Annotated in this window: 20 protein-coding genes; 1 reads left to right on the top strand and 19 read right to left on the bottom strand. The window is 72.4% G+C overall.

Translation table 11 applies throughout. From position 1 onward, the window contains the following. Positions 1 to 27: 27 nt before the first annotated feature. From IE237_RS18765 to IE237_RS18680, 18 genes are all read right to left on the bottom strand, one after another. On the bottom strand, positions 28 to 690 hold the full coding sequence (locus tag IE237_RS18765; protein ID WP_189803157.1) for a response regulator: 663 nt from the start codon (positions 688 to 690) through the stop codon (positions 28 to 30). Further along, the gene (locus IE237_RS18760; protein WP_189803156.1) at positions 687 to 2,000 is read right to left on the bottom strand and encodes a sensor histidine kinase; all 1,314 of its coding nucleotides are present in this window, start codon (positions 1,998 to 2,000) and stop codon (positions 687 to 689) included. The genes IE237_RS18765 and IE237_RS18760 overlap by 4 nt, the downstream gene beginning before the upstream one ends. Positions 2,001 to 2,086: 86 nt before the next feature. Beyond that, positions 2,087 to 4,312, bottom strand: a complete 2,226-nt coding sequence (locus IE237_RS18755) for an FG-GAP repeat domain-containing protein (RefSeq protein ID WP_189803155.1) — start codon at positions 4,310 to 4,312, stop codon at positions 2,087 to 2,089. Between the two features lie 99 nt (positions 4,313 to 4,411). Continuing rightward, a complete protein-coding gene (locus IE237_RS18750) occupies positions 4,412 to 5,281 on the bottom strand; it encodes an alpha/beta hydrolase (RefSeq protein ID WP_189803154.1) in 870 nt (289 codons plus the stop codon). Positions 5,282 to 5,375: 94 nt separating this feature from the next. Beyond that, on the bottom strand, positions 5,376 to 6,566 hold the full coding sequence (gene kynU / locus IE237_RS18745) for a kynureninase (RefSeq protein WP_189803153.1): 1,191 nt from the start codon (positions 6,564 to 6,566) through the stop codon (positions 5,376 to 5,378). Beyond that, a complete protein-coding gene (locus tag IE237_RS18740; RefSeq protein ID WP_189803152.1) occupies positions 6,559 to 7,410 on the bottom strand; it encodes a tryptophan 2,3-dioxygenase in 852 nt (283 codons plus the stop codon). Before IE237_RS18740 ends, kynU begins: the two co-directional genes overlap by 8 nt. Before the next feature lie 217 nt (positions 7,411 to 7,627). Then, positions 7,628 to 8,041: a DUF3151 domain-containing protein gene (locus IE237_RS18735; protein ID WP_189803151.1), complete on the bottom strand. Its 414-nt coding sequence runs from the start codon at positions 8,039 to 8,041 to the stop codon at positions 7,628 to 7,630. 15 nt (positions 8,042 to 8,056) lie between these two features. Then, positions 8,057 to 9,547: an MFS transporter gene (locus IE237_RS18730; protein WP_189803150.1), complete on the bottom strand. Its 1,491-nt coding sequence runs from the start codon at positions 9,545 to 9,547 to the stop codon at positions 8,057 to 8,059. Positions 9,548 to 9,619: 72 nt separating this feature from the next. Next, on the bottom strand, positions 9,620 to 11,617 hold the full coding sequence (locus IE237_RS18725; protein WP_189803149.1) for a YncE family protein: 1,998 nt from the start codon (positions 11,615 to 11,617) through the stop codon (positions 9,620 to 9,622). Positions 11,618 to 11,722: 105 nt separating this feature from the next. After that, a complete protein-coding gene (locus IE237_RS18720; RefSeq protein ID WP_189803148.1) occupies positions 11,723 to 12,880 on the bottom strand; it encodes a MalY/PatB family protein in 1,158 nt (385 codons plus the stop codon). 68 nt (positions 12,881 to 12,948) lie between these two features. Beyond that, positions 12,949 to 13,971 carry a class II fructose-bisphosphate aldolase gene (gene fbaA / locus IE237_RS18715; RefSeq protein WP_189803147.1) on the bottom strand — a complete coding sequence of 341 codons (1,023 nt, stop codon included), beginning with the start codon at positions 13,969 to 13,971 and terminating at the stop codon, positions 12,949 to 12,951. 222 nt (positions 13,972 to 14,193) lie between these two features. Continuing rightward, positions 14,194 to 14,733 carry an orotate phosphoribosyltransferase gene (gene pyrE, locus IE237_RS18710; protein ID WP_189803146.1) on the bottom strand — a complete coding sequence of 180 codons (540 nt, stop codon included), beginning with the start codon at positions 14,731 to 14,733 and terminating at the stop codon, positions 14,194 to 14,196. 10 nt (positions 14,734 to 14,743) lie between these two features. After that, the gene (locus IE237_RS18705) at positions 14,744 to 15,529 is read right to left on the bottom strand and encodes an aldose epimerase family protein (RefSeq protein WP_189803353.1); all 786 of its coding nucleotides are present in this window, start codon (positions 15,527 to 15,529) and stop codon (positions 14,744 to 14,746) included. Positions 15,530 to 15,564: 35 nt separating this feature from the next. After that, on the bottom strand, positions 15,565 to 16,416 hold the full coding sequence (locus IE237_RS18700) for an SRPBCC family protein (protein ID WP_189803145.1): 852 nt from the start codon (positions 16,414 to 16,416) through the stop codon (positions 15,565 to 15,567). A 65-nt stretch (positions 16,417 to 16,481) separates the two neighbouring features. Continuing rightward, positions 16,482 to 18,197 carry a polyamine aminopropyltransferase gene (locus tag IE237_RS18695; RefSeq protein ID WP_229842755.1) on the bottom strand — a complete coding sequence of 572 codons (1,716 nt, stop codon included), beginning with the start codon at positions 18,195 to 18,197 and terminating at the stop codon, positions 16,482 to 16,484. A gap of 75 nt (positions 18,198 to 18,272) precedes the next feature. After that, complete coding sequence (locus IE237_RS18690; RefSeq protein WP_189803144.1) at positions 18,273 to 18,791, bottom strand: DUF2617 family protein; 519 nt, start codon at positions 18,789 to 18,791, stop codon at positions 18,273 to 18,275. Between the two features lie 215 nt (positions 18,792 to 19,006). Beyond that, complete coding sequence (locus tag IE237_RS18685) at positions 19,007 to 19,216, bottom strand: hypothetical protein (protein WP_189803143.1); 210 nt, start codon at positions 19,214 to 19,216, stop codon at positions 19,007 to 19,009. Positions 19,217 to 19,268: 52 nt separating this feature from the next. Continuing rightward, positions 19,269 to 19,514 carry a hypothetical protein gene (locus IE237_RS18680; protein WP_189803142.1) on the bottom strand — a complete coding sequence of 82 codons (246 nt, stop codon included), beginning with the start codon at positions 19,512 to 19,514 and terminating at the stop codon, positions 19,269 to 19,271. 121 nt (positions 19,515 to 19,635) lie between these two features. On the opposite strand from IE237_RS18680, the gene IE237_RS18675 reads away from it, so the two are divergent. Further along, complete coding sequence (locus tag IE237_RS18675; RefSeq protein ID WP_189803141.1) at positions 19,636 to 20,817, top strand: pyridoxal phosphate-dependent aminotransferase; 1,182 nt, start codon at positions 19,636 to 19,638, stop codon at positions 20,815 to 20,817. Between the two features lie 105 nt (positions 20,818 to 20,922). Here the strand turns inward: IE237_RS18675 and IE237_RS18670 are convergent, their stop codons facing one another. Then, entirely contained in the window at positions 20,923 to 21,459 is a 537-nt protein-coding gene (locus tag IE237_RS18670) for a YbjN domain-containing protein (RefSeq protein ID WP_041129979.1), read from the bottom strand. Between the last annotated feature and the right edge of the window lie 88 nt (positions 21,460 to 21,547).

Here is a 21,547-nt window from a genome sequence, read left to right as displayed (position 1 = left end):
GCGTACCGGATCCGGCGGGTGGCCGGCTCAGCCGCCGACGCGTACCAGGCCCGCCTCGTACGCGAAGACCGCCGCCTGGGTGCGGTCGCGCAGGCCCAGCTTCACCAGGATCCGGCTGACGTGCGTCTTGATCGTCGACTCGGCGACGACGAGATGGTCGGCGATCTCGGCGTTCGACAGGCCCTGGGCGATGAGGACGAGGACCTCCGTCTCCCGCTCCGTCAGCTCGCCGATCTGCGCCATCGCCGGCGGGCGCGGGGAGCTGCCGGGCGCCTTCGCGAACTCGGTGATCAGCCGCTTGGTGACGGTCGGCGCGAGCAGCGCCTCGCCCGCGGCGACCACCCGCACGCCGTCCGCGAGCTGCCGGGCCGAGGCGTCCTTGAGGAGGAAGCCGGAGGCCCCGGCGCGCAGCGCCTGGTACACGTACTCGTCGAGGTCGAAGGTCGTCAGGACGAGCACCTTCGCTTCCGCGTCGGCGGCGACGATCTCCCGGGTGGCGTCGATGCCGTTCAGCTCGGGCATCCGGATGTCCATGAGGACCACGTCGGGACGGAGGGCGGCGACCTGCGCGATCGCCTCCCGGCCGTTGACCGCCTCCCCGACGACCTCGATGTCCGGCATCGCGCCGAGCAGCACCGAGAACCCCTCACGGACCATCATCTGGTCGTCGACGATCAGTACGCGGATCACGGCTGGACCTCCTCGCGGCTCACGGGGACGAAGGCCGTCACCTCGTAGCCACCGTCGTCGGTCGCCTCGGCCGTCATCTCCCCGCCCAGCATCGTCACACGCTCCCGCATTCCGGTGATGCCGTGCCCGGCCCCCGGCGAAGGCTTCACGAGACCGCGCGCGGGACCGTTGGCGATGCGCAGGCCGAGACCGCCCAGGACATAGCTGACCTCGACCTTCGCCGCCGCGCCCGGAGCGTGCCGCAGCACGTTCGACAGGGCCTCCTGGACGATCCGGTACGCGGAGAGCTCCACGCCCTGCGGCAGCTCGCGCACCGCGCCGGTCACCGTCTTCTCGACGTCCAGCCCGGCCTCGCGGACATTGGCGACGAGCCCGTCCAGGTCGCCGAGGGTCGGCTGCGGGGCGTCGGGCGCCTCGTAGTCCTCGGCCCGGACGACCCCGAGGATGCGGCGCAGCTCGGTCAGCGCGGCGACGGCGTTCTCCCGGATGGTGAGGAAGGCCTGCTCCAGCTCCGGCGGCGGGTTCTCCACCCGGTAGGGCGCGGCCTCCGCCTGGATGGCGACCACCGACATGTGGTGGGCGACGACGTCGTGCAGCTCGCGGGCGATGGTCGTCCGCTCCTCCAGGAGGGTCCGCCGGGAGCGTTCCTGGGCGGTGACGGTCTGCTGGGCGGAGACGTCACGGGTCGCCTGGCGGCGGACCTGGAAGACGGTGACGGTGAGCAGGACCAGAGCCGCGACGAACAGCAGCGGCACCGAGTCGGAGCCGCGCCCGACCCCGAGGAACATCTCGAAGAAGAGGCAGTAGCCGGCCGTCACCACCCACATCCAGGCGGCCGTACGGGGCCGGGTGCGGGCGGCGACGACGGCGAGGACGACCAGGTGGGCGGCGAGCGAGTTCGCCGCCCAGGGCCAGCCGCCGTCGTACCCGGTGATGTACCCCACGAAGGGCGCCGCCGCGAGCGAGGCCCAGAAGGCGAGCACCGGCCGGACCAGGGTGAGCAGCACGATCACGGCCGGTGCGGAGGTGGTCACGAACGCCAGCAGACCGAAGGCGTAGTAGATGCGCTCGTACCCCAGAGCGAAGACGATCACGGCGCAGAACGCCACGACCGCGTGCGGGAAGAGGCCCGCGTAGATCCGTATCCGCGCGGGCAGGAAGCGCGTCGGCCCGGTGTTCACGTCCATGCGCGACATCGGCCGGTAGGCGAAGGCGTCGTGGAAGAGGTCCGCGCGCAGACCGCCGAGGGCGTCCTGCGCCAGGCGGAACTCGGGGCTGCGGCTCGTCTCGGTGGTCTGTGTCTGAGTCACACCGAAAAAGGTACGGGGGGTGGGGGACCCGGTCGTCCCGCTGGATGCGGATCCTTCCGGGTCCCCCTTGAGGACTAGGGCAGGTCTCAGGCGACGATGTTGAACCAGAGGCCGTTGTGAGTGAACAGGTCCGTTGTCTGACGACTGCGGAAGGGCGTGGTGACGTCGCCCGTCGAGCGGTAGACGTACGCGTAGCGTGTATCGGCCGCGATCAGGTCGGGGCGCCCCTCGTTGGTGAGGTCGTCGGAGCCGACGAGGTGGGAATAGGCGCCCCAGCCGCCGCCGACCTTCACGCGGGTGGCGAAGCCGCCGCGGCCGTTGCCCTGGTAGAGCCAGAGGACACCGGTGGTGTCGCGGGCGACCAGGTCCCCGGCGGCGGTGCCGGCGATGTTCCCGACGGCGACGAGCTGGTTGTAGACCTGCCAGCCGCCACCGACCCGGACGCGGGCCGCGTACGGCTTCGCGTAGTCGCCCGTGCCCTTGTAGAACCACAGGGCACCGGCGCTGTCCGTGGCCACGAGGTCGGAGCGGCCGTCGCCGTCGAGGTCCGAGCCACCGGCGATCTTGTTGTAGATCCCCCAGCCCGTGCCGACCTGGCGGCGGGGGGCGAACGTGCCGTCGCCCTTGCCCAGGTAGAGCCACTGCACGCCGGATCCGTCGACCGCGACCACATCGCCGGTGGCGGCGCCGCCCACGTTGCCGACGGCCTCGATCTGCTTGTAGATCCCCCAGCCCGCGCCAATACGGGTGGCCTTGGTCGTCCTGACCTCGCCGTAGAGCGGCGTGTGGTCCCTCAGGTCCTCACGCCACAGCACTCCATCGGTGTCCCGGAAGAGGACGTCGGTGGAGCCGTTGTCGTTGAAGTCGTGCGAGTTGTACGTCCGGGTGAGGTTCATGAACCAGCCCTGGTACGCGGGCTCACCGGTACCGTCGAGCAGCGTCGCCTCGGCCTCGACGGCGTACTTGCCGTTCGGGGCGTCCACGTCCCCGTCCATCCGCTCGATCTCGCCGTGCCAGTCGAAGGAGAACTCGGTGCCGGACTCGGGGGCGGTCAGGCGCTTCTTGATCTCCTTGCCGGTGGCGATGTGCGTGAGCGTGACGTCCAGGTAGGCGTCGGCGCGCGACAGCGTCCAGCCCAGGGTGACCCTGCCGCCGGTCTTGTCGAGGTTCACCACCTCGGGGACGTGGACCTCCTCGATGGCCAGCGGCATCACCAGCGTGCCCGTCGCCGCGGCCTTGGTGACCGTCGGGGCACCGTCCTCCGCTGCCGCGACGCGGAACAGCCCGTCGCCGTCGGTGGCCCGGCTGCCCTGCAGCACCATGCTGCCGTCGGCCGAGGACGCCGCGGCCGACGCCGTGACGCCGAGGTCGCGGGTCTCGCCGCCGGTCAGGGAGACGGCCCGAGCGGGCTCCGAGGGGGACCCGTACACCAGCCAGCCACCCACGAGCCCGAAGTACGCCTGGCTGTCGCGGGGGCCCAGGACGGTCTTCTTCCGCTCGCCCGTCTTGCGGTCGACGGACGTGACGTACAGCCCGTCCTCGTACGTGTAGTCGAGCCAGGCCACATGCGAACCGGAGAACATGAGGCTGGTGAAGTCGTAGCCGGACTCGACGGAGGCGTAGGGCTCGGTCACCGTCCCGGCCGCCACGTCGACCAGGGCCCTGCCACCCGTCCGCGCCTCGTACGGCCCCGTCGCGTACCCGACGAGGACGTGGCCGTCCTGAACCGTCGAGGCGGTGAACTCGTTGGCGTCCTCCGGCAGACCATCGATCTTGCGGCTGGTCGTCGTGGCGCCGTTCCTGGTCACGACGTGCAGTTCCCAGCCGTCCTCCGTCTCGATCTGCGCGAGCACGCTCGTCGGGCTGAGCACGGCCACGAAGGTGCCCTTCAGGGCGGCCAGGTCGATGGCCACGGCCGGGGCCGCCGGGGCGGCCATGTTCCGCAGGGTGAGCTTGCGCATCTGGAGAGTCCAGCTCGCGTCGCCGAGGACGACCACGTCGCCGCCGCCCACGGCGAAGCCACCGCCGTCCGGAGCCTGGAACCGGATCGGATCCCCGCCGTCGTACGGCGTCCAGACCAGGATCCTCGTCCCCGACCTGTCGAAGGACCAGCTGAGGAACCCGGTGGAGCCCACGCCCCCGAGCTCGGAGCCCTCCGGAAGAACGGGAAGGGCGTCAGCCTGTTCGGCCGGGGCCGTGGTCGCCGCGAAGGCGGTCGGGGCCGTGGCCAGGGTGCCCGCGCCCACGGCCGTGACGGCGAGGACGGCCGTGACGGCCAGGGCGAGACGGGTGCCGGTGGAACGGAGCTGCAAGGTGAAACCCCCACGAGAAGAACGGGCACGGGAGTGCGACGCCCGATGAGACTCGCGATCCTCTCGAAGGGTTGTACGAGTGGACAGGGGAATTCCGCTTCACCAGGCCAGCTGGGCGATCTCCTCCGCCACCACCGCGCACGCGTCCGCCGCCGGGTCGATCAGCGGGAAGTGGCCGATGCCCTCCAGGAGCGTCAGACCGACCTCCTCGCCCGCCTTCGCCGCCGCCTCCGCGTACGCCTCGGCCACCGCGTACGGCACGTCGGCGTCCTCGCGGCCCTGGACGACGGTGGTCGCGATGCCGGTCGGGAGGAGGGCGGACGGGTCCGTGGCCGCCGCGCGCGCCGCGTACTCCGCCTCCCCGCCGAGGAGCTGGGTGACCGCGCCGCCGCACACCCCGAGCTCCACCGCCCGCCCGAAGTGGGCGATCGGGGCGAGGGCGACGACCCCGCGCAGCTCCGGCGGGGCCGGCAGGCGCCAGGGCGAGCCCGCGGGCAGGACGTGCCGGGCGGCGGCCCACAGCGCGAGGTGGCCGCCCGCCGAGTGGCCGGTGAGGACGGTCCGCCGCGGGTCGGCCTGCGGCAGGTGGGCGGCGGCCAGGTCGGGCACGGCGTCGAGCGCCGCCGCCACGTCGTCGAAGGTCTCCGGCCAGCGACCGGCGACCGGGGCCGTACCGCCCTGATGGGGGAGGCCGGGGCCGCGCCGGTACTCGACGTTCGCCACGGCGAAGCCCCGCCGGGCCAGGAAGTCCACGAAAGGGGTCAGGTGCTGCCGGTCGTACGGTGCCCGCCAGGCGCCGCCGTGCAGGGCGACGACGAGCGGGGCCCGGGTGCGCCCGTCGCGCGGGGCGTAGAAGTCGACCACCTGGTCCGGGTGGTCGCCGTACGCGGCGGTGGCGTCCGGGGCTACGGCCGGGTGCGAGAAGGCCGACGCCTCTTCGGCGGCATCGCGCGCGGCGGGATCCGGCATGCTGTTCCAACCTCTCGGGTACGGGGCCGAATCGGCCTGACCTGCGGGGACGGTACCAGCCCCGGAACCCCCGCAGATCAGGCGATGATCCGACCTACCGAAGAACCTCCGCGAGGGTCCTCGCCGCCCGCTCCGCGTCCACGAACCCCACGTACAGCGGCGTGAAGCCGAACCGCAGGATGTCCGGGCGGCGCAGATCCCCGACGACGCCGCGCTTGATCAGTTCCGCCATGACGGCGGGCGCGTCCGCGCAGCGCAGCGCCACCTGGCTGCCGCGCTCGCCGTGCGCCGCGGGGGTCACGGAGGTGACGCGGCCCTCGGGGACGTACGCCTCGACGCACTCCAGGAAGAAGTCCGTCAGGGCGAGGGACTTGGCCCGCACGTCCTCGACATCGACCCCGTCCCAGACGTCCAGCGCCGCTTCGAGGGCCAGCATGGACAGGATGTCGGGCGTGCCGACCCGGCCCCGGAGCGCGCCGGACGCCGCCTCGTAGCCGGGGGTCATGCCGAACGGGTCGGCGTGCGAGTTCCAGCCGGGCAGCGGCGAGTCGAAGGCGGCCTGGTGGCGCTCGGCGACGTACAGGTACGCGGGCGAGCCGGGGCCGCCGTTCAGGTACTTGTAGGTGCAGCCGACGGCCAGGTCGACGCCGTGGGCGTCCAGGCCGACGGGCAGCGCGCCCGCGCTGTGGCACAGGTCCCAGACGGCGAGCGCGCCCGCCGCGTGGAGCGCGGCGGTGAGCCCGGGCAGGTCCTGGAGCCGGCCCGTGCGGTAGTCGACGTGGTTGACGAGCGCGAGGGCCGTGCGGTCGCTCACCGCGGCCGCCATGTCGGCCGGGTCGCATGCCACGATCTCGTGACCCGTCATCCGCGCCGCGGAGGCCGCGATGTACCCGTCCGTGGGAAAGGTCGTCGCGTCGACGAGGATCTCGTCCCGGCCCTCACCGCTCAGCCGGGCGGCGGCGACGACCGCCTTGAAGACGTTCACGCTCGTCGAGTCGCCCACGACGATCTGCCCCGGGGCGGCCCCGACGATCGGCGCTATCCGGTCGCCGATCCGCTCGGGCGCGGTCCACCAGCCGGACTCGTCCCAGGAACGGATGCGCAGCTCGCCCCACTCGCGGCCGATGACGTCGGCCATGCGGGCCGGGACGTGCGCGGGCAGGGCGCCCAGCGAGTTGCCGTCGAGGTAGACGGTCGCCTCGTCGAGGGCGAACTTCTCGCGGTGCCCGGCCAGTCCGTCGGCCGCGTCCAGGCGGGCGGCCCTCTCCTCGTACGTCTCAGACATGGCTGCGGGCCGTCCAGAGCTCGGGGAACACGTTCTTCTGGGCCCGCTTCTCCAGCCAGGCCACGCCCGCGGAGCCGCCGGTGCCGGTCTTCGCGCCCATCGCGCGCCGGGTCGCCACCAGGTGGTCGTTGCGCCAGCGCCAGACCAGCTCGGCGACGTCGCTGAGGGCCTCGCCGAGCCGGACGAGCTCGCCGTTCTGGTCGGCGTCCGCGTAGATGCCGGCCCAGACCGCCTCGACCTCGGGCGAGGGCTCGTACCGCTGCGCCAGGTCACGGCCGAGGACCGCCGCCGGCACGGGCAGGCCGCGCCGGGCGAGGAGCCCGAGGACCTCGTCGTACAGGCTCGGCTCGTGGAGCGCCTTCTCCAGCTCGGCGTGGACGCGCGGCGCGCCCCGGTGCGGGACGAGCATCGACGCGGACTTCTCGCCGAGCAGGAACTCCATCCGCCGGTACATCGCCGACTGGAAGCCGGAGCCCTCGCCGAGCGCCGCCCGGTAGGCGTTGAACTGGGCGGGGGTGAGCTGGGCGAGCGGACGCCAGGAGTGGTTGAGGGCCTCCAGCTCGCGCACGGAGCGCTTGAGCGCGTCCATCGCGACGGGGACGCGGTCCTCGCGCAGGGCGCGGCTCGCGGTCTCCCACTCGTGGACGATCACCGTGAACCACAGCTCCATGACCTGGGTGGTGACCAGGAAGACCATCTCGCCGGGGTCTTCCGAGCGGAGGTGCTGGAGGTGGGTGAGGACGTCCGCCTGGACGTAGTCCTCGTACGGCGTCGTGCCCGCGAAGTCGAGGTTCGGGTCGTCGACGACCGATCCGGCTCCGGAGGCATCGGGGAAGGTGGACATTTCTGTCTCCTCGATACGTGCTACCGGGTAGCGGTCCGCTCCACCGTGCACGCTCTGCGGCGCCACGGGAGCTCCGGTCCCCTCGGGAGGCGTGCTTCTTCGCGCGCGTCCCAAGCGCATCATGACACGAATCGGAGTTCGATCAACAGGGACGCCCTTTCCCCCGCGGAGGGGGAAAGGGCGTGCCGTGACGAGCTCCGTCAGGTGCCGGGAGGCGTCAGCCGAGCGTCTCCGCCGCGGTCTCCGAGGAGTCCCGCAGGAAGGTCGTGCAGCGCTCGTACTCGTCCTTCTCGCCGATCTCACCGGCCGCACGGGCCAGGGCGTGCAGGGCGCGCAGGAAGCCGCGGTTCGGCTCGTGCTCCCACGGCACCGGGCCGTGGCCCTTCCAGCCGTTGCGGCGCAGCGCGTCCAGGCCGCGGTGGTAGCCGGTACGGGCGTAGGCGTACGACTCGACGACCGAGCCGCGCTCGTAGGCGTCGTCGGCGAGCTGGGCCCAGGCGAGCGAGGAGGTCGGGTACTTCGCGGCGACGTCCGCCGGCGCCGTACCGTTCGCGAGCAGCTCGCGCGGACCCGGGTCGTCGGGCAGGTGGGTGGGGGCCGGTCCCCCCAGGAGGTTCTCGTGGATGGCCATGGGCCCCAGTCTGCCTCAGGAGCCGGCCCCTCCGTCCCCTTCCCCGGCGGGGGCCTCCCGGACGGGGGCGTCCCGCTGTCCCGGGTCCAGGGGCGGGGCCTGCACCCCGCAGTGGACCTTGCACTCCGGATGGCAGTCCGCCGGTGCGGCCGGCGTCCGCATCGTCGTCCAGGCCAGGCCCGCGCCCACCACCAGGATCCCCGCGCACATCGGCATCGCCCGCCGGAACGTCGCGTCGAACTCCTCCGCCGAGAGGTACGCCTCCGGGCCCATCCCGGCGAGCAGCGGCAGCGCGGCCACCGCGATCAGCCCGGCCGCGCGGGCGGCCGCGTTGTTGATGCCGCTCGCGAGGCCCGCCCGTGACACGTCCACCGAGGCGAGGACGGTGGCGGTGAGCGGGGCGACCAGGGCCGTCATGCCGAGCCCGAGCACCACCATGGCCGGCAGCACGTCCTGGACGTACGAGGCGTCCTCCCCGACCCGCAGCATCAGCAGCATCCCCGCCGCGCACAGCAGCGGCCCCACGGTGAGCGGGATCCGGGGGCCGATCCGCTCCCCCAGCTCCCCGGACTTCGCCGAGAGCAGCAGCATCAGCACGGTCGTGGGCAGCATGGCCATACCGGCGCCCAGCGCCGAGTACCCCGAGACCACCTGGAGCTGGAGGGCCGCCAGGAAGAAGAAACCGCCGAACGCCGCGTACACACACAGCGTGACCAGGTTGACCGCGGTGAACAGGCGCGAGCGGAAGATCGACGGCGGCACCATGGCCCGCTCCCCGCGCCGCCGCTCCACCACCACGAACCCGGCCCCGACCAGCACCCCGGCCGCCCCGGCCCACCAGGCCGCGCCGATCAGCGCGTACGTGACGAGGGCGAGCGCCGCCGCGCCCAGGACCGCGCCGAGCACGTCGAACCGGCCGTGCGCGGTCTCGTCCCGCGACTCCGGCACGTGCCGGAGGGCGACCGGCACGCAGACGGCGGCCAGCGGCACGTTCAGCAGGAACACCCACCGCCAGCCGGGACCGTCCACCAGCCAGCCGCCCACGAACGGCCCGATGGCCGCGCCCACCCCGCCGAAGCCCGACCAGAGCCCGACGGCCCGCGCCCGGTCGTCCTCGTGGAAGCTCGCCTGGATCAGCGCGAGGGAGCCGGGCGTGAGCAGCGCCCCGCCCACGCCCTGGAGCGCGCGGGCCCCGATCAACACCCCGGCGTTCGGGGCGAGCCCGCACAGCAGGGAGGCGAGGGCGAACCACACCACCCCGATGACGAAGACCTTCCGCCGGCCGAACCGGTCGCCGAGCGAGCCGCCGAGCAGGATCAGCCCGGCGAGGGTCAGCATGTAGGCGTTGACCGTCCACTGGAGGACGGCGAGGTCGGCGTCCAGGTCCTCGCCGATGTGCGGCAGGGCGACATTGACGACGGTCGAGTCGAGCAGCGCCATCCCGGACCCGAGGACGGTGGTGAAGAGGATCCAGTGTCCCGTCCCGGATCTCATCCGGATGTCCATGCCTGCATGATCCCGCGAACGCCGAAGCCCCGCCCACCGGAGTCCGGTGGGCGGGGCGGCGGGGCCGACGGGTCAGCGGGTGAAGTTGAAGTACTTCCAGGCGCCGTAGACCGTGGTGTTCACGTCGTCACCGGACGTGCCGTCCACGTACGCCGTGCGGATCCGGGCGCGGATGCCGGCCGCTCCGTCGCCGTCGAACGCGAAGTACGCCATGCCGCCGCTGGTCAGCGGGACGTAGTCCTCGGCGCCGGTGCGCCAGGCGCCCGAGGACCAGACCTGGAGCTCGTACTTGGTCTTGCGGCCCGGGTACGGGTTGTTCCACGCGGTGACCAGCGGGTCGCTGGTCTGGTGGTACGTCTGGTACCAGATGGTGCCGATCTTCGACCACTTGTAGTGCCGGGACAGCGCGGTCGTCAGACCGGCCCGCGTGTACACGGTGGATCCGACGTGGGCGCGGCCGGAGCGGGTGTCACCGGCGAAGTCCGCGGTCACCCAGGTGTCGCGGGTCATCCTCGTCGTCACCGACAGCTTGCCCGCCGAGTTGACCGTGCCGCGCTTGAGCAGCCGCTTGGGCTCCGCCCCGTACGGGTCGGACCAGATCTCCACCACCCGGTTCCGGTACGACCAGCCGAGGGTGGCGGTGTACGTCACGTTGGTGCCGTAGTTGACGGTGCGACGGTTCTGGTCCAGCGTGAGCGCGGTCTTGAACGGTGCCACCTTGACCAGCGCCGTGCCGCTCGCGCCCACGTGCGTGGCGTCGCCCGCGTACGTCACCCGGTAGGTGACGTTCCCCGCCGCGGTCGGGGTGTCGGTGAACGAGAACGACCCGTACGCCCCGAGCTTCTTCGTGCCGAGCGCCTTGCCCTTCGGGAACTCGGCGTCGTACCGCGTCGCGGTGAGCGGCGTGCCGACCGGCAGCCCCAGCGTCGCCGCGACCGTGCCGGAGACGGTGACCGCCTTGAGGACCGTCACGCCGGCCGTGGCCTTCACGGTGACCGTCGGCACGGACTTGGTGGGCTGGTCCAGGACGTGCAGGCGCGTGCTGTCGCCGCTGCTGGCCGTGGTCACCGCGAACAGCCGGCTGCCGCCCGGCTCCCAGGCGAGGGCACCGTAGGCGAGGCTGTCGCCACCGCTGTAGATCCCGGTGTTGGGGAAGTCGTACTGGCGCACGGCCTTCGTCTCGCCCGGCCGGTAGACGAACACGTCCGGGTCGTACGCGGCGACGGATCCCGCCGCCACCGTGCCGTCGGCGGCGACGGCCACGGCGGCGCCGTGGTACGAGCTGGCGTAGGCCCCGACCTCGGCGAGGTCCGACGTCCGCCAGACCCGGTGGCGGTTGCCCGCGGATGCCGTGATCAGACGGCTGCCGTCCTGGGTGTAGGCGAGGTCGCCGACCATGCCCCCGCTGGACGATTCGGACTCGGACGACCGCGCGGTGCGGACCGCGGTGCCCGTGCTCACGTCGTACGCACCGATCCGGAACCAGTGGTAGTACGAGGACACGGCGGCGATGGCGTTCGGGTCCGTCGGCGAGGCGACGAGCCGCGGGGCGCCGGAGTAGTTGATCTCCGCGTCCTGGCCCAGGGTCACCACGGGCTGCTCGCCGGACGTGTCGATCGAACCGATGTCACCGTCCTCGTTCGTGCCGTAGCCGAACCAGATCCTGCCGCCCGCGGAGGCCACGTACTGCGGGTCGGTGCCCTCGCCGGTGGCGTACCGGGCCCGCTCGGTCACCGCCTGCGCGTCCAGGGCGACCACGGCGTCGGCGCCCGGCACCGCGGCGTACAGGCTCCCCGAGTCGGCGGAGAGGGCGAGCCCGGTGACCCCGGGCAGGCCGGTGACGGTGCTCAGCACCGTGCCCGCGTAGTCGGTCGCGACGACCTTCCCGAGGTACGGGTCGCTGACGAAGATCTTCCGGTGGACGCCGTCCACCACCATGTCGCCCACGGACGACAGCGGAAGGGCCTTGCTGCTGTCGGCGGCCGCCTGGCCGGCCGCGCCCGCGACCAGGGCCGCGGAGCTGACGAGGACCGCGAACGAGGTCGCGGCCGAGAGAGTGCGCTTGCGCACGATGAAGAGACCCCCCAGAAAAACATGGTCTCCGGCCCACGGACATCGGGGCTCGGTCAGCGCAGACTAGATCACGCCGCCGACACCCCGCCTCCCGGTATCCCGTCAGCCGCGGCGCAGCCGCTCCGCCGCCCTGACCAGCGCGTCCGCGCCCCGCTCGGCCTTGCTCCGGGGGCACCCGACGTTCAGCCGGACGAAGCCGGGCGTGCCGTACACCCCGCCCGGCATGATCGCGACCTTCTCCACCGTCACCAGCTCCTCCTGGAGCCGGCTCTCCTCGATCCCGAGCGGCCGCAGGTCGATCCAGGCCAGATAGCCGGCCTGCGGGGGCGTCCAGTCCACGCCCGGCAGACCCGCCAGCCGCTCGCGGAGCAGGCCCATCGTCCCCGCCACATAGGCGCGCAGCTCGTCCAGCCAGGCCGCGCCGTGCCGGTACGCGGCGATGTGGGCGGTCAGGGAGAGGACCGCGGGCGAGGCGAGCCCCTCGCCGGTCTCCATGCGCCGGATGAAGGCCTGGCGCTCGTCGGGGTCGCCGATCATGCCGTACGAGCCGGAGAGCGCCGGGAAGTTGAAGGCCTTCGTGCCGGAGGTGACCAGGGCCCAGCGGCGGCCCCGTCCCGGCTCGGCGATCCGCGTCCAGGGGATGTGCCGGTGGCCGTCGGTCGTCAGGTCGGCGTGGATCTCGTCGCTGACGACGGCCGCGCCGTGCCGCTCGGCCAGCTCGGCGAAGACCCTGAGCTCCTCCTCCGTCCACACCCGGCCGGTCGGGTTGTGCGGGGAGCAGAGCAGCAGCATCCGGCTGTCCGGCCGGGCCAGCTCCCGCTCCAGGGCCTCCAGGTCACCGACCGGGACGCCCCGCAGCTCGCGCCCGAGCCCGGTGACGGCCTTGCGGAAGCCGTCGTACGTGGGGGTGTGGACGACCACGCCGTCGCCGGGGGCGGTCCACATCTGGAGCAGCTGCGAGAGCTGGGAGAGCACGGACGGCGCGTACACGAGGGTGCCGGGGTCGATCTCGGCGCCGTACCGGCTGGCGTACCAGTGGCGGATCGCCTCCCGGAACTCGCCGAGCCGCCAGTCCGTGTAGCCGAAGACCCCGTGGTCGACGCGCTCGCGCAGGGCCGCGAGGACCTCCGGCGGGGAGGCGAAGTCCATGTCGGAGATGGTGAAGGGCAGCAGGTCGGAGACGCCGAAGCGGTCCGCCACGCCGTCCCACTGGACCGACCAGGTCCCGTGCCGGTCTATCTCCCGGTCGAAGTCGTACATCAGGCCCTTCCCGTCGGACGCACGAGGGCCCGGCACCTCAGGAGGTACCGGGCCCGTCGTTCACACGCTTACTTCAGCTTCGTGCCGGTCGAGCGCAGCGCGGCGCACGCCTCGGTCACGCGGACGGCCATGCCGGCCTCGGCCAGCTTGCCCCAGGTGCGCGGGTCGTAGGTGGACTTCTTGCCGACCTCGCCGTCGACCTTCAGGACACCGTCGTAGTTGCGGAACATGTGGTCCACGACCGGGCGGGTGAAGGCGTACTGGGTGTCGGTGTCGAGGTTCATCTTCACGACGCCGTTCTCGAGCGCGGTGGCGATCTCCTCGGCCGTCGAGCCCGATCCGCCGTGGAAGACGAAGTCGAACGGGTCGGCCTTGCCGAACTTGGCGGCGACGCCCGCCTGGAGGTCCTTGAGGAGCTCGGGGCGGAGCACGACGTTGCCCGGCTTGTAGACGCCGTGCACGTTGCCGAAGGACGCGGCGAGCAGGTAGCGGCCCTTCTCGCCCAGGCCGAGGGCCTCGGCGGTGCGGATGGCGTCGTCGACGGTGGTGTACAGCTCGTCGTTGATCTCGTGGCTGACGCCGTCCTCCTCGCCGCCGGTCGGGGTGATCTCGACCTCAAGAATGATCTTGGCGGCGGCGGCCTTCGCGAGCAGCTCCTGGCCGATGGCCAGGTTGTCGGCGAGGGTCTCGGCGGAGCCGTCCCACATGTGCGACTGGAACAGCGGGTTCTCGCCACGGGCGACACGCTCGGCGGAGATGTCGAGCAGCGGACGGACGTAGCCGTCCAGCTTGTCCTTCGGGCAGTGGTCGGTGTGCAGCGCGACCGTGATGTCGTACTTCGCGGCGACGATGTGCGCGAACTCGGCCAGGGCAACGGCGCCCGTGACCATGTCCTTGCTGTACTGACCGCCCAGGAACTCGGCACCGCCGGTCGAGATCTGGATGATGCCGTCGCTCTCGGCCTCCGCGAAGCCGCGCAGAGCAGCGTGCAGGGTCTGGGACGAGGTCACGTTGATGGCCGGGTAGGCGAACTTGCCTGCCTTCGCCCGGTCGAGCATCTCGTTGTAGACCTCGGGGGTTGCGATGGGCATTCGTCCGCTCCTTGTGATGTGCGGGGTGTGTGCGTTGCTGTCCCTGACCTAGGGGCGACGTCATCGTCGCGGCCCATCTTTCCAGACTCTTGTGCGGGCTCCCACGGGCACGGCATGCCGAAGGGCGGGGTGTTTCACGTGAAACACCCCGCCCTTGGGTAAAAACGCAGGTCAGGACCGCTCTGACCGGGGTCCAGGACCTAAGTCACGACTTCGCGGCGGTTACGCCAGGCCAAGATCGCCGAGCTGGTAGCCCGTGAGGTACGGGAGACCCGCGTCGGCGATGGCCCCGGCGGCGCCCCGGTCCACGATCGTGGCGACGGCGACGACCTCGCCGCCGGCCTCGCGGACGGCCTCGACGGCGGTCAGCGGCGAGCCGCCGGTGGTCGAGGTGTCCTCGACGACCAGGCAGCGACGGCCCTTGACGTCCGTGCCCTCGATCCGACGCTGCATGCCGTGCGCCTTCTGCGCCTTGCGGACGACGAAGGCGTCGAGGCGCTGGCCGCGCGCGGCGGAGGCGTGCAGCATCGAGGTCGCGACCGGGTCGGCGCCGAGGGTGAGGCCGCCGACGCAGTCGAAGTCCAGGTCGGCCGTGAGGTCGAGCATGACCTGACCGACCAGGGGTGCGGCCTCGCCGTCCAGCGTGATGCGACGCAGGTCGATGTAGTAGTCGGCTTCCAGACCCGAGGAGAGGGTCACCTTGCCGTGCACCACGGCCTTGTCCTTGATCTGCTGGAGCAGTTCAGCGCGTACGTCAGTCATGCCCCTGAGCTTAGAGCCGCCGCCAGCTCCAGGTGCTCTCGACCTCCAGGGGGTCGATCGGCGTGACCAGGCGCGGGAGGGTGTTGAGGCCGTTCGGCGGTCCGGACTGCGGCTCGACGCAGACCGCCTCCTCGGGCTCGTCGTAGATCACGACCCACTCGGCACGGCTCGCGACCTTCAGCTCCAGCTCCTCCGGCCAGGTGAGGGTGACGTCGACGCCTCCGGGCATGCCGAAGCAGTCGTCCCAGGGGCCGGGGAGCACGTCGATGCGGCGGCCGGTGGGGAGGTGGTCGTCCCCGCGCTCCTCCTGCCAGGCGGGCGTGAAGTCGACCCGTACGTCCTGACCGCCCCGGCCCAGGTTGCGCAGGAACCAGGGGTGCCAGCCGGCCTGCGCCGGGAAGGAGTCGTCGTAGGTCTCGACGCCGAAGCGGAGGGTGAGGGAGTCCCCGGCCAGCTCGAAGACCTGGGTGACCCTGCCCTTGTACGGCCAGGGGTCGCCGAGCTCGCAGGTGAACACGGCCTCGGTCTCCGAGGTCCGGGCGGTCTTCCAGGCGAGGTCGCGGACGGTGCCGTGGATGGCGTGCGGGGCCGCGTTGACCGGCAGCCGGTGCGTGGTGGCGCCGTTGCGGAAGAGACCGTTCCCGGTCCGCCCGCACCAGGGCGCCATCGGGAAGCTTCCGTACCGCTCGCCCTGGCGCAGCACCTCGGTGCCGCCGATGCGCAGGCTCTCGATCCGGCAGCCGTGTTCGGGGTCGATGGTCAACTCGGCGTCGCCCGCCGTCAGTCGCGTCTGCATGCTCACGACCCGACCCTAGCCCCGATGGGGCCGTTTCAGCGGCGGCGGCGCAGTGCCCGGCCGACGACGACGGCCGAGGCGAGCGCGAGGGCCGCGGCCGGTGCGATCCAGCGCAGGGTCGCACCGGCGCTCGTCGCCTCGGGGGCGGGGACGGGGGCGTACCGGCCGCGCGGCGGGGCGTGGTCGACCTCCTCGGCGCTCCGTCCGATCATGGTCCGGCGGGCGTGGGCGGCCTCGGCGGCGGGCTGCGGGGCGGGGAAGTCGATCGGGGCGTCGCCCAGGCCCTCGCCCGTCCCCTCGCCGAAGTCCCCACCGAAGTCCTCGTCGACGAGGGGGTCGAGGGAGGACGGCGGGACCGGTGCGTCGAAGACGGAGCCCCGGCCGGCCGGCTCCTCCACGCCGTCGTCGACCCCGTCGTCGTCGGTGGCCTCCTCCAGGGACGCCTCGTCCTCCTCCGGCTTCTCCGTCAGCGCGGCCACGGCCTCCACGAACCGGTCGAGGAGCTTGGCGCCCGCCGTGGAGCGCGCCTCGTCGGTCGCGTCGGCGAGCCGGCCGACCGCCGTGAGGGCGCCGGTGAAGCTGAGGCTGGTCCCCTCGGCCACCGGGGTGAGGACGACGGTGAGGGACAGCTCGGCCGAGCCCTTGCCGCGGGCCTCGGTGCCCTCCCCCTCGTAGGTGATGGCACCGTCCCGCTCGACGACCCGCAGGGCGCCCCGGTAGGTGATGGTGTTGCCGCCGACCCGCACCTTGAGCCGGCCCGTGAGGGGGCCCGCCTCCGCGTCGGCATCCCGCTGGAGACCGGGCACGCAGCGCACCACGCGGGCCGGGTCCGTGAGCGTCGCGCGCAGGGCCTCGGCCGGGACGGGAACGAACACCTCATGCTCCATGGAAGCCGAGCCTACTCAGGCGGGGGCGCGGCGTCGCCTGTTTGCCCCCGGGGGTGTCCTGTCGGTCAGGCCCCGTACCGGGGGTGCACCAGGGTCGAGGGCTGCGGTGCGGCACCACGGGTCCGCTCGGCGCGGCGCGCCGCGCTCTCCAGGGTCCCCGCGGGGAGCGAGCGCAGCCGGGGCGCGTCGGGGGCGAGGCCGAGGGCGGGCGGCCGGCCGCCCTGCACGGCCAGGAGGAAGCCCCAGTCCCCCGGCCCCCGCTCCGTACCGCTGGTGCGGTCGGCCCGGTCGGGTCCGGCGGCGAAGCCGGGGGTGCGGCCGCTCGCGCTGTACGGGCGGGTCGCGAAGCCGGCGGCGCGCAGGGTGGCGTCGACGGTCCAGTAGGTGCGGGGCCGGTCGGTGACCGATCCGGCGTGCACGGCGAACCGTCCGGAGTCCGTGAGCACCCGGGCCACCAGGCCGTAGAACTCCTCCGAGTAGAGCTTGGTGCTGGGGGTGATCCCCGGGTCGGGCAGGTCGGAGATCACCACGTCGTACCGTTCCTGCAGACGATCGGCGGCGCCCCTGAGCCAGCGGAAGGCGTCCGCGTGGACCACCCGGACGCGCGGGTCGCGGAAGGCCTGCGCGTTGAGCGCGGCGAGCGCCGGGTCCGTACGGGCGAGGCGGACGACCCCCGGGTCGAGCTCGACGACGGTGACGGAGCGGACCCCGGCGTAGCGCAGGGCCTCGCGGGCGGCCATCCCGTCGCCTCCGCCGACGATCAGCACGCGGGCGTGCGCGCCGTTCATCGCGGGGTGGACGAGCGCCTCGTGGTAGCGGTACTCGTCCCGGCCGGCCACCCTCAGGCGTCCGTCGAGGAACAGGTCGGGCGGTTCCTCGGCGCCCCCGGTCACCACGATCTCCTGGAGGTCGGTGTGGACGGCGACCCGCACCCGCTCCCCGTACACGGCCTGGCGCGCGGCCTGCTCGAAGTCGTCGACGAGGACGGTCGCGGTGGCGAGGACGCCCAGGACGCACAGGTTCACGGCCAGGAGCAGGGCCCGGGACCGGCGGGTGAGGTCGCGCCGGAAGACCCAGAGCACGAGCCCGCCGCCGGCCACGGCGTTGACGGCGCCGGTGACGAGGGCGCCGGTGAGCTGGCCGAGCCAGGGCAGCAGCAGGAAGGGGAAGGCGAGGCCGCCGACCAGCGCGCCGACGTAGTCGGCGGCGAAGAGGTCGGCGACCGTCCCCGCGGCGTCGTCCTGCTCCCCGAGCGAGGTCTGCCGGCCGGTCCGGCCGGCCGCCGACGGGGCGTCCGCCGGGGAACCGGGCCCGCCCGATCGCCCCGCCCGCTGTATGAGCGACATCAGGAGCGGGATCTCGGCGCCGATGAGCACCCCGATCGCGAGCGAGAACGCCACGACCACGTACCGCGATTCGCCGAGCCAGGCGAAGGACGCGTACAGCACCATCGCCGAGCAGCCGCCGATCAGCGCGAGTCCGGCCTCGACGAGACCGAAGCCGACGGCGGCGCGGCAGCGCAGCCGCTTGGCGAGGAGTGATCCCACGCCCATCGCGAAGACCATCACGGAGAGCACGACGGAGGCCTGGGTGACCGAGTCGCCGATCAAGTAGGAGGCGAGGGCGACCAGTTCCAGCTCGTAGACCAGGCCGCAGGCGGCGCAGACGAAGACGACCGCGAGGACCCGGAACCGCACCGCCTCGCGCGGCGGCCGCACGGACCGCCGCGGAGGCGGCCGGCGCACCCTCTTGGGTGGCATGGTCACGGTCGGCTCGATCATGTCCGTAACGCTACGTCACGACTGTCGCACCCCTTGTCACCCACACGAGTGCACATGGAGCTCCGGGAGGGCGCATCAGAGCGTTGCGGGCATACGTGCGCCGATACGGGTCCTGGTCACCACCAACTGCCCCTCCTGCGGGTAGGCGTGCCAGGTGCGCCACCGCACCTGGCCCTCGTGACGCTGCGCCAGCATCGCCGTGAAGGCATGCGGGGAACCGGGGAAGGTCCCCGCGAGCCCGTTGGGGTGGTCGGCGACGAGCGCGAGCAGCTCCTGCGCACGGCCCGCGAAGGAGCCGTGCGAGAGCGTCTCGACGCGCGCCGCGAATTCGTACTCCCATTCGCCGACGCGCTTGGAGACGCCGAGCGGGAGCGGGGTGCTGCTTCCGGGCATGCAGGCCACGGTCTCCGAGCAGTGGCGCCCCTCCTCCTCCAGGAGGACCTGATGGGAGGCGCCGAGCAGCCTCAACTGGAGCTTGGCTCCGGAGAGTTCGAGATCGAGCACGGCGAGCGCGGGCAGCGGCTCGCGCCCGAGGGCCCAGGCCAGATCGGCCGCACGCGTATCGGTGTACGAGGTTTTCAGGGTGGTGAGCATGGGTCGGCTCCGCAAACACGGTTTGACGGGTGGGCCGGGGGCGCCCCGGAGAAGAGTTCTGCGGGATGGGGAATCGCCGGCTCGGGTCCACACACGGTCCGAGGGCTGTCTCTGTCAGGAGCGAGAGAACCACGGACCCGGGCGACTCGCAGCGTTTTTACCCAACTTGCTGTGTTTTCCAACCCCTTCGGGGACCCAACAGTTCACTTGTTCACTCAGCTTCCGCCGCCGCAGCCACCGCCGCCACAGCCGGACCCGCAGGAACTGCCGCCGCCGCAACCACCGCCGCTGCCACCGCCGTCGACCCAGCTGCTGCCGCTCCCGCCCTTGCGTCCGCCGCGCCGCTTGCCGCCGCCCCCCTTCCGGCTGCCGGAGAAGAAGCCGATCACCACCACTGCGAAGACGATGAAGATGACGATTTCCATCTGTACTACCCCCGTTCTTCTGTGCGAGGGGGATGCCCGGTCCGACACCCCGTCAAAGCCGACTTGAGCGAGTCCAGAGCTTCAGCTGCACGAGGAGCTGGAGCACGAGGACGAGGAGCAGGAGGAGCTCGAACACGAGGAGCTGGAGCAGGAGAACGACGACGAGGAGCAGGAGGAGGACGAGGAAGAGGACGAGGAGGTCGATGAGGACGAGGAGGTGGACGAGGAACCGGCCCACCAGCTGTCGCCGCCACGCTTCGTCCCGCTCGTCCCTCTCATCCCGCTCGCGATGAGCCACACCCCGAACGCGAGCACGGCCGCGATCCCGAGGATGAAGAATGCGATGTCCATGCCAGGGCGATCCCCCCTCCGGACACCGGCCAAAGCGCACTTGAGCAAGTCCAGAGCTTGGCCCCAGGATGGCGGTCATGACACGACCGCTGCTCAACAGCCGCCTCGCCGAGTTCGGGACGACGATCTTCGCCGAGATGTCCGCGCTCGCCGCCAGGACCGGGTCGATCAACCTCGGTCAGGGCTTCCCCGACACCGACGGCCCGGAGGAGATCCGGGAGGCGGCGGTCCGCGCCCTGCGGGACGGCCTCGGCAACCAGTACCCGCCCGGCCCCGGCGTCCCCGAGCTGCGGTCCGCGATCGCCGACCACCAGCGGGACCGCTACGGCCTTTCGTACGACCCCGACGCCGAGGTCCTCGTCACGGCGGGCGCCACCGAGGCGATCGCGGCGGCCCTGCTCGCCCTGGTCGAGCCGGGCGACGAGGTGATCGCCCTGGAGCCGTACTACGACTCGTACGCGGCCTGCATCGCGATGGCCGGTGGCACCAGGGTTCCCGTAACCCTCCGCCCCCACGAGGGCGCCTACGTCCTCGACCTCGACGAGCTGCGGGCCGCCGTCACCGACCGGACCCGGCTGATCCTGCTCAACACCCCGCACAACCCCACCGGCACCGTCCTCACCCGGGCCGAGCTGACCGCCGTCGCCGAGCTGGCGGTCGAGCGGGACCTGCTGGTCGTCACGGACGAGGTCTACGAGCACCTGGTCTTCGACGGCGCCGAGCACCTGCCGATCGCGAGCCTGCCCGGCATGCGGGAGCGCACGGTCACCATCGGCTCGGCCGGCAAGACGTTCTCCTTCACGGGGTGGAAGGTCGGCTGGATCACCGCGAGCCCCGAGCTGACCTCCGCCGTCCGCTCGGCCAAGCAGTTCCTCACGTACGTCTCCTCGGGCCCCTTCCAGTACGCGATCGCCGAGGCCCTCCGCCTCCCGGCCGCCTACTTCGACACCCTCCGCGCCGACCTGGGCGCCAAGCGGGACCTGCTGAGCGAGGGCCTCGCGCAGGCGGGCTTCGACGTCTACCGCCCGGCCGGCACCTACTTCGTCACCACCGACATCCGCCCCCTCGGCGCCACCGACGGCTTCGCCTTCTGCCGCTCCCTGCCGGAGCGCGCCGGCGTCGTCGCCATCCCCAACGCCGTCTTCTACGACCACCGCGAGGCCGGCGCCCCCTTCGTCCGCTTCGCCTTCTGCAAGCGGACCGAGGTCCTGGAGGAGGCCGTCTCCCGCCTCAAGGCGCTCAGCGCCTGAGCCGGACGGACACGGCGGCACCGACGCGAGAGAGCCCGGCCGGGCCGCGATCCTGACGGTCGCGGCCCGGCCGGGCTCTCGTGGCGCTACGGGGCGCGGGGGGGCTTACGCCTCCTCGTCGCCCGCGGCCTTCTCCTCGGGGGACTCCAGACCGAACTGCTCGACGATCCACTTGTCGAACTCGATCGAGGCGCGGACCCAGCTGACCGTGGAGGACACGAAGTGCTCCAGGGCGACGCCGGTGCCGATCAGCATCTGGGCCTCGCCGATGAGGCGGAGGGTGGCGGAGCCGTCCTCCTCCTCGTGCAGGTGCGTGTACACCTTGGGCCACAGGGTGCGGCGGTTCCAGTCGTCGATCGCGTCGAGGATCCTGGCGCGGTCGTCGGCGGCGTGCGGACGGTCGTAGAACGTCCGCACCGAGAAGACCTGCTGCTCGCCCTCGCCGCGGAACATGAAGTACGTGCGGAACTCCTCCCACGGCGCCGCGAGGTCACCCTCGTCGTCGACGACGTACTTGAGTTCCATCTGCTCGAGGAGCTGCTTGACGAGGTCCTGGTCGGGGACGACGGGGCCCGCCGGTCCTGCGGCCTGAGGCTGGGGCTGGCCCCCGAAATTCGGAATCGAGGACGGGTCGATGCTCACCGTTATTTCCCTTCGTACGGATGCTCGCCATCCTCCCCCATGCCGGGCGGTACGTGGCAAGTCCCACCTCCCGCGATCCGCTGCGGGC

Origin of the sequence: Streptomyces tanashiensis, from assembly GCF_014648895.1 — a bacterium.
GTDB lineage: Bacteria > Actinomycetota > Actinomycetes > Streptomycetales > Streptomycetaceae > Streptomyces > Streptomyces tanashiensis.
Note: the sequence above shows the minus strand (reverse complement) of the source record. Positions and strands in the feature narration are given on the sequence as shown.

Coding starts and splice junctions, on each gene's coding strand:
- IE237_RS18720 (WP_189803148.1), bottom strand. CDS start 12,880: ATGTACGACTTCGACCGGGAGATAGACCGGCACGGGACCTGGTCGGTC.
- IE237_RS18730 (WP_189803150.1), bottom strand. CDS start 9,547: ATGGACATCCGGATGAGATCCGGGACGGGACACTGGATCCTCTTCACC.
- IE237_RS18690 (WP_189803144.1), bottom strand. CDS start 18,791: ATGCTCACCACCCTGAAAACCTCGTACACCGATACGCGTGCGGCCGAT.
- IE237_RS18675 (WP_189803141.1), top strand. CDS start 19,636: ATGGCGGTCATGACACGACCGCTGCTCAACAGCCGCCTCGCCGAGTTC.
- fbaA (WP_189803147.1), bottom strand. CDS start 13,971: ATGCCCATCGCAACCCCCGAGGTCTACAACGAGATGCTCGACCGGGCG.
- IE237_RS18700 (WP_189803145.1), bottom strand. CDS start 16,416: ATGGAGCATGAGGTGTTCGTTCCCGTCCCGGCCGAGGCCCTGCGCGCG.
- IE237_RS18705 (WP_189803353.1), bottom strand. CDS start 15,529: ATGCAGACGCGACTGACGGCGGGCGACGCCGAGTTGACCATCGACCCC.
- IE237_RS18740 (WP_189803152.1), bottom strand. CDS start 7,410: ATGTCCACCTTCCCCGATGCCTCCGGAGCCGGATCGGTCGTCGACGAC.
- IE237_RS18685 (WP_189803143.1), bottom strand. CDS start 19,216: ATGGAAATCGTCATCTTCATCGTCTTCGCAGTGGTGGTGATCGGCTTC.
- pyrE (WP_189803146.1), bottom strand. CDS start 14,733: ATGACTGACGTACGCGCTGAACTGCTCCAGCAGATCAAGGACAAGGCC.
- kynU (WP_189803153.1), bottom strand. CDS start 6,566: ATGTCTGAGACGTACGAGGAGAGGGCCGCCCGCCTGGACGCGGCCGAC.
- IE237_RS18695 (WP_229842755.1), bottom strand. CDS start 18,197: ATGATCGAGCCGACCGTGACCATGCCACCCAAGAGGGTGCGCCGGCCG.
- IE237_RS18735 (WP_189803151.1), bottom strand. CDS start 8,041: ATGGCCATCCACGAGAACCTCCTGGGGGGACCGGCCCCCACCCACCTG.
- IE237_RS18750 (WP_189803154.1), bottom strand. CDS start 5,281: ATGCCGGATCCCGCCGCGCGCGATGCCGCCGAAGAGGCGTCGGCCTTC.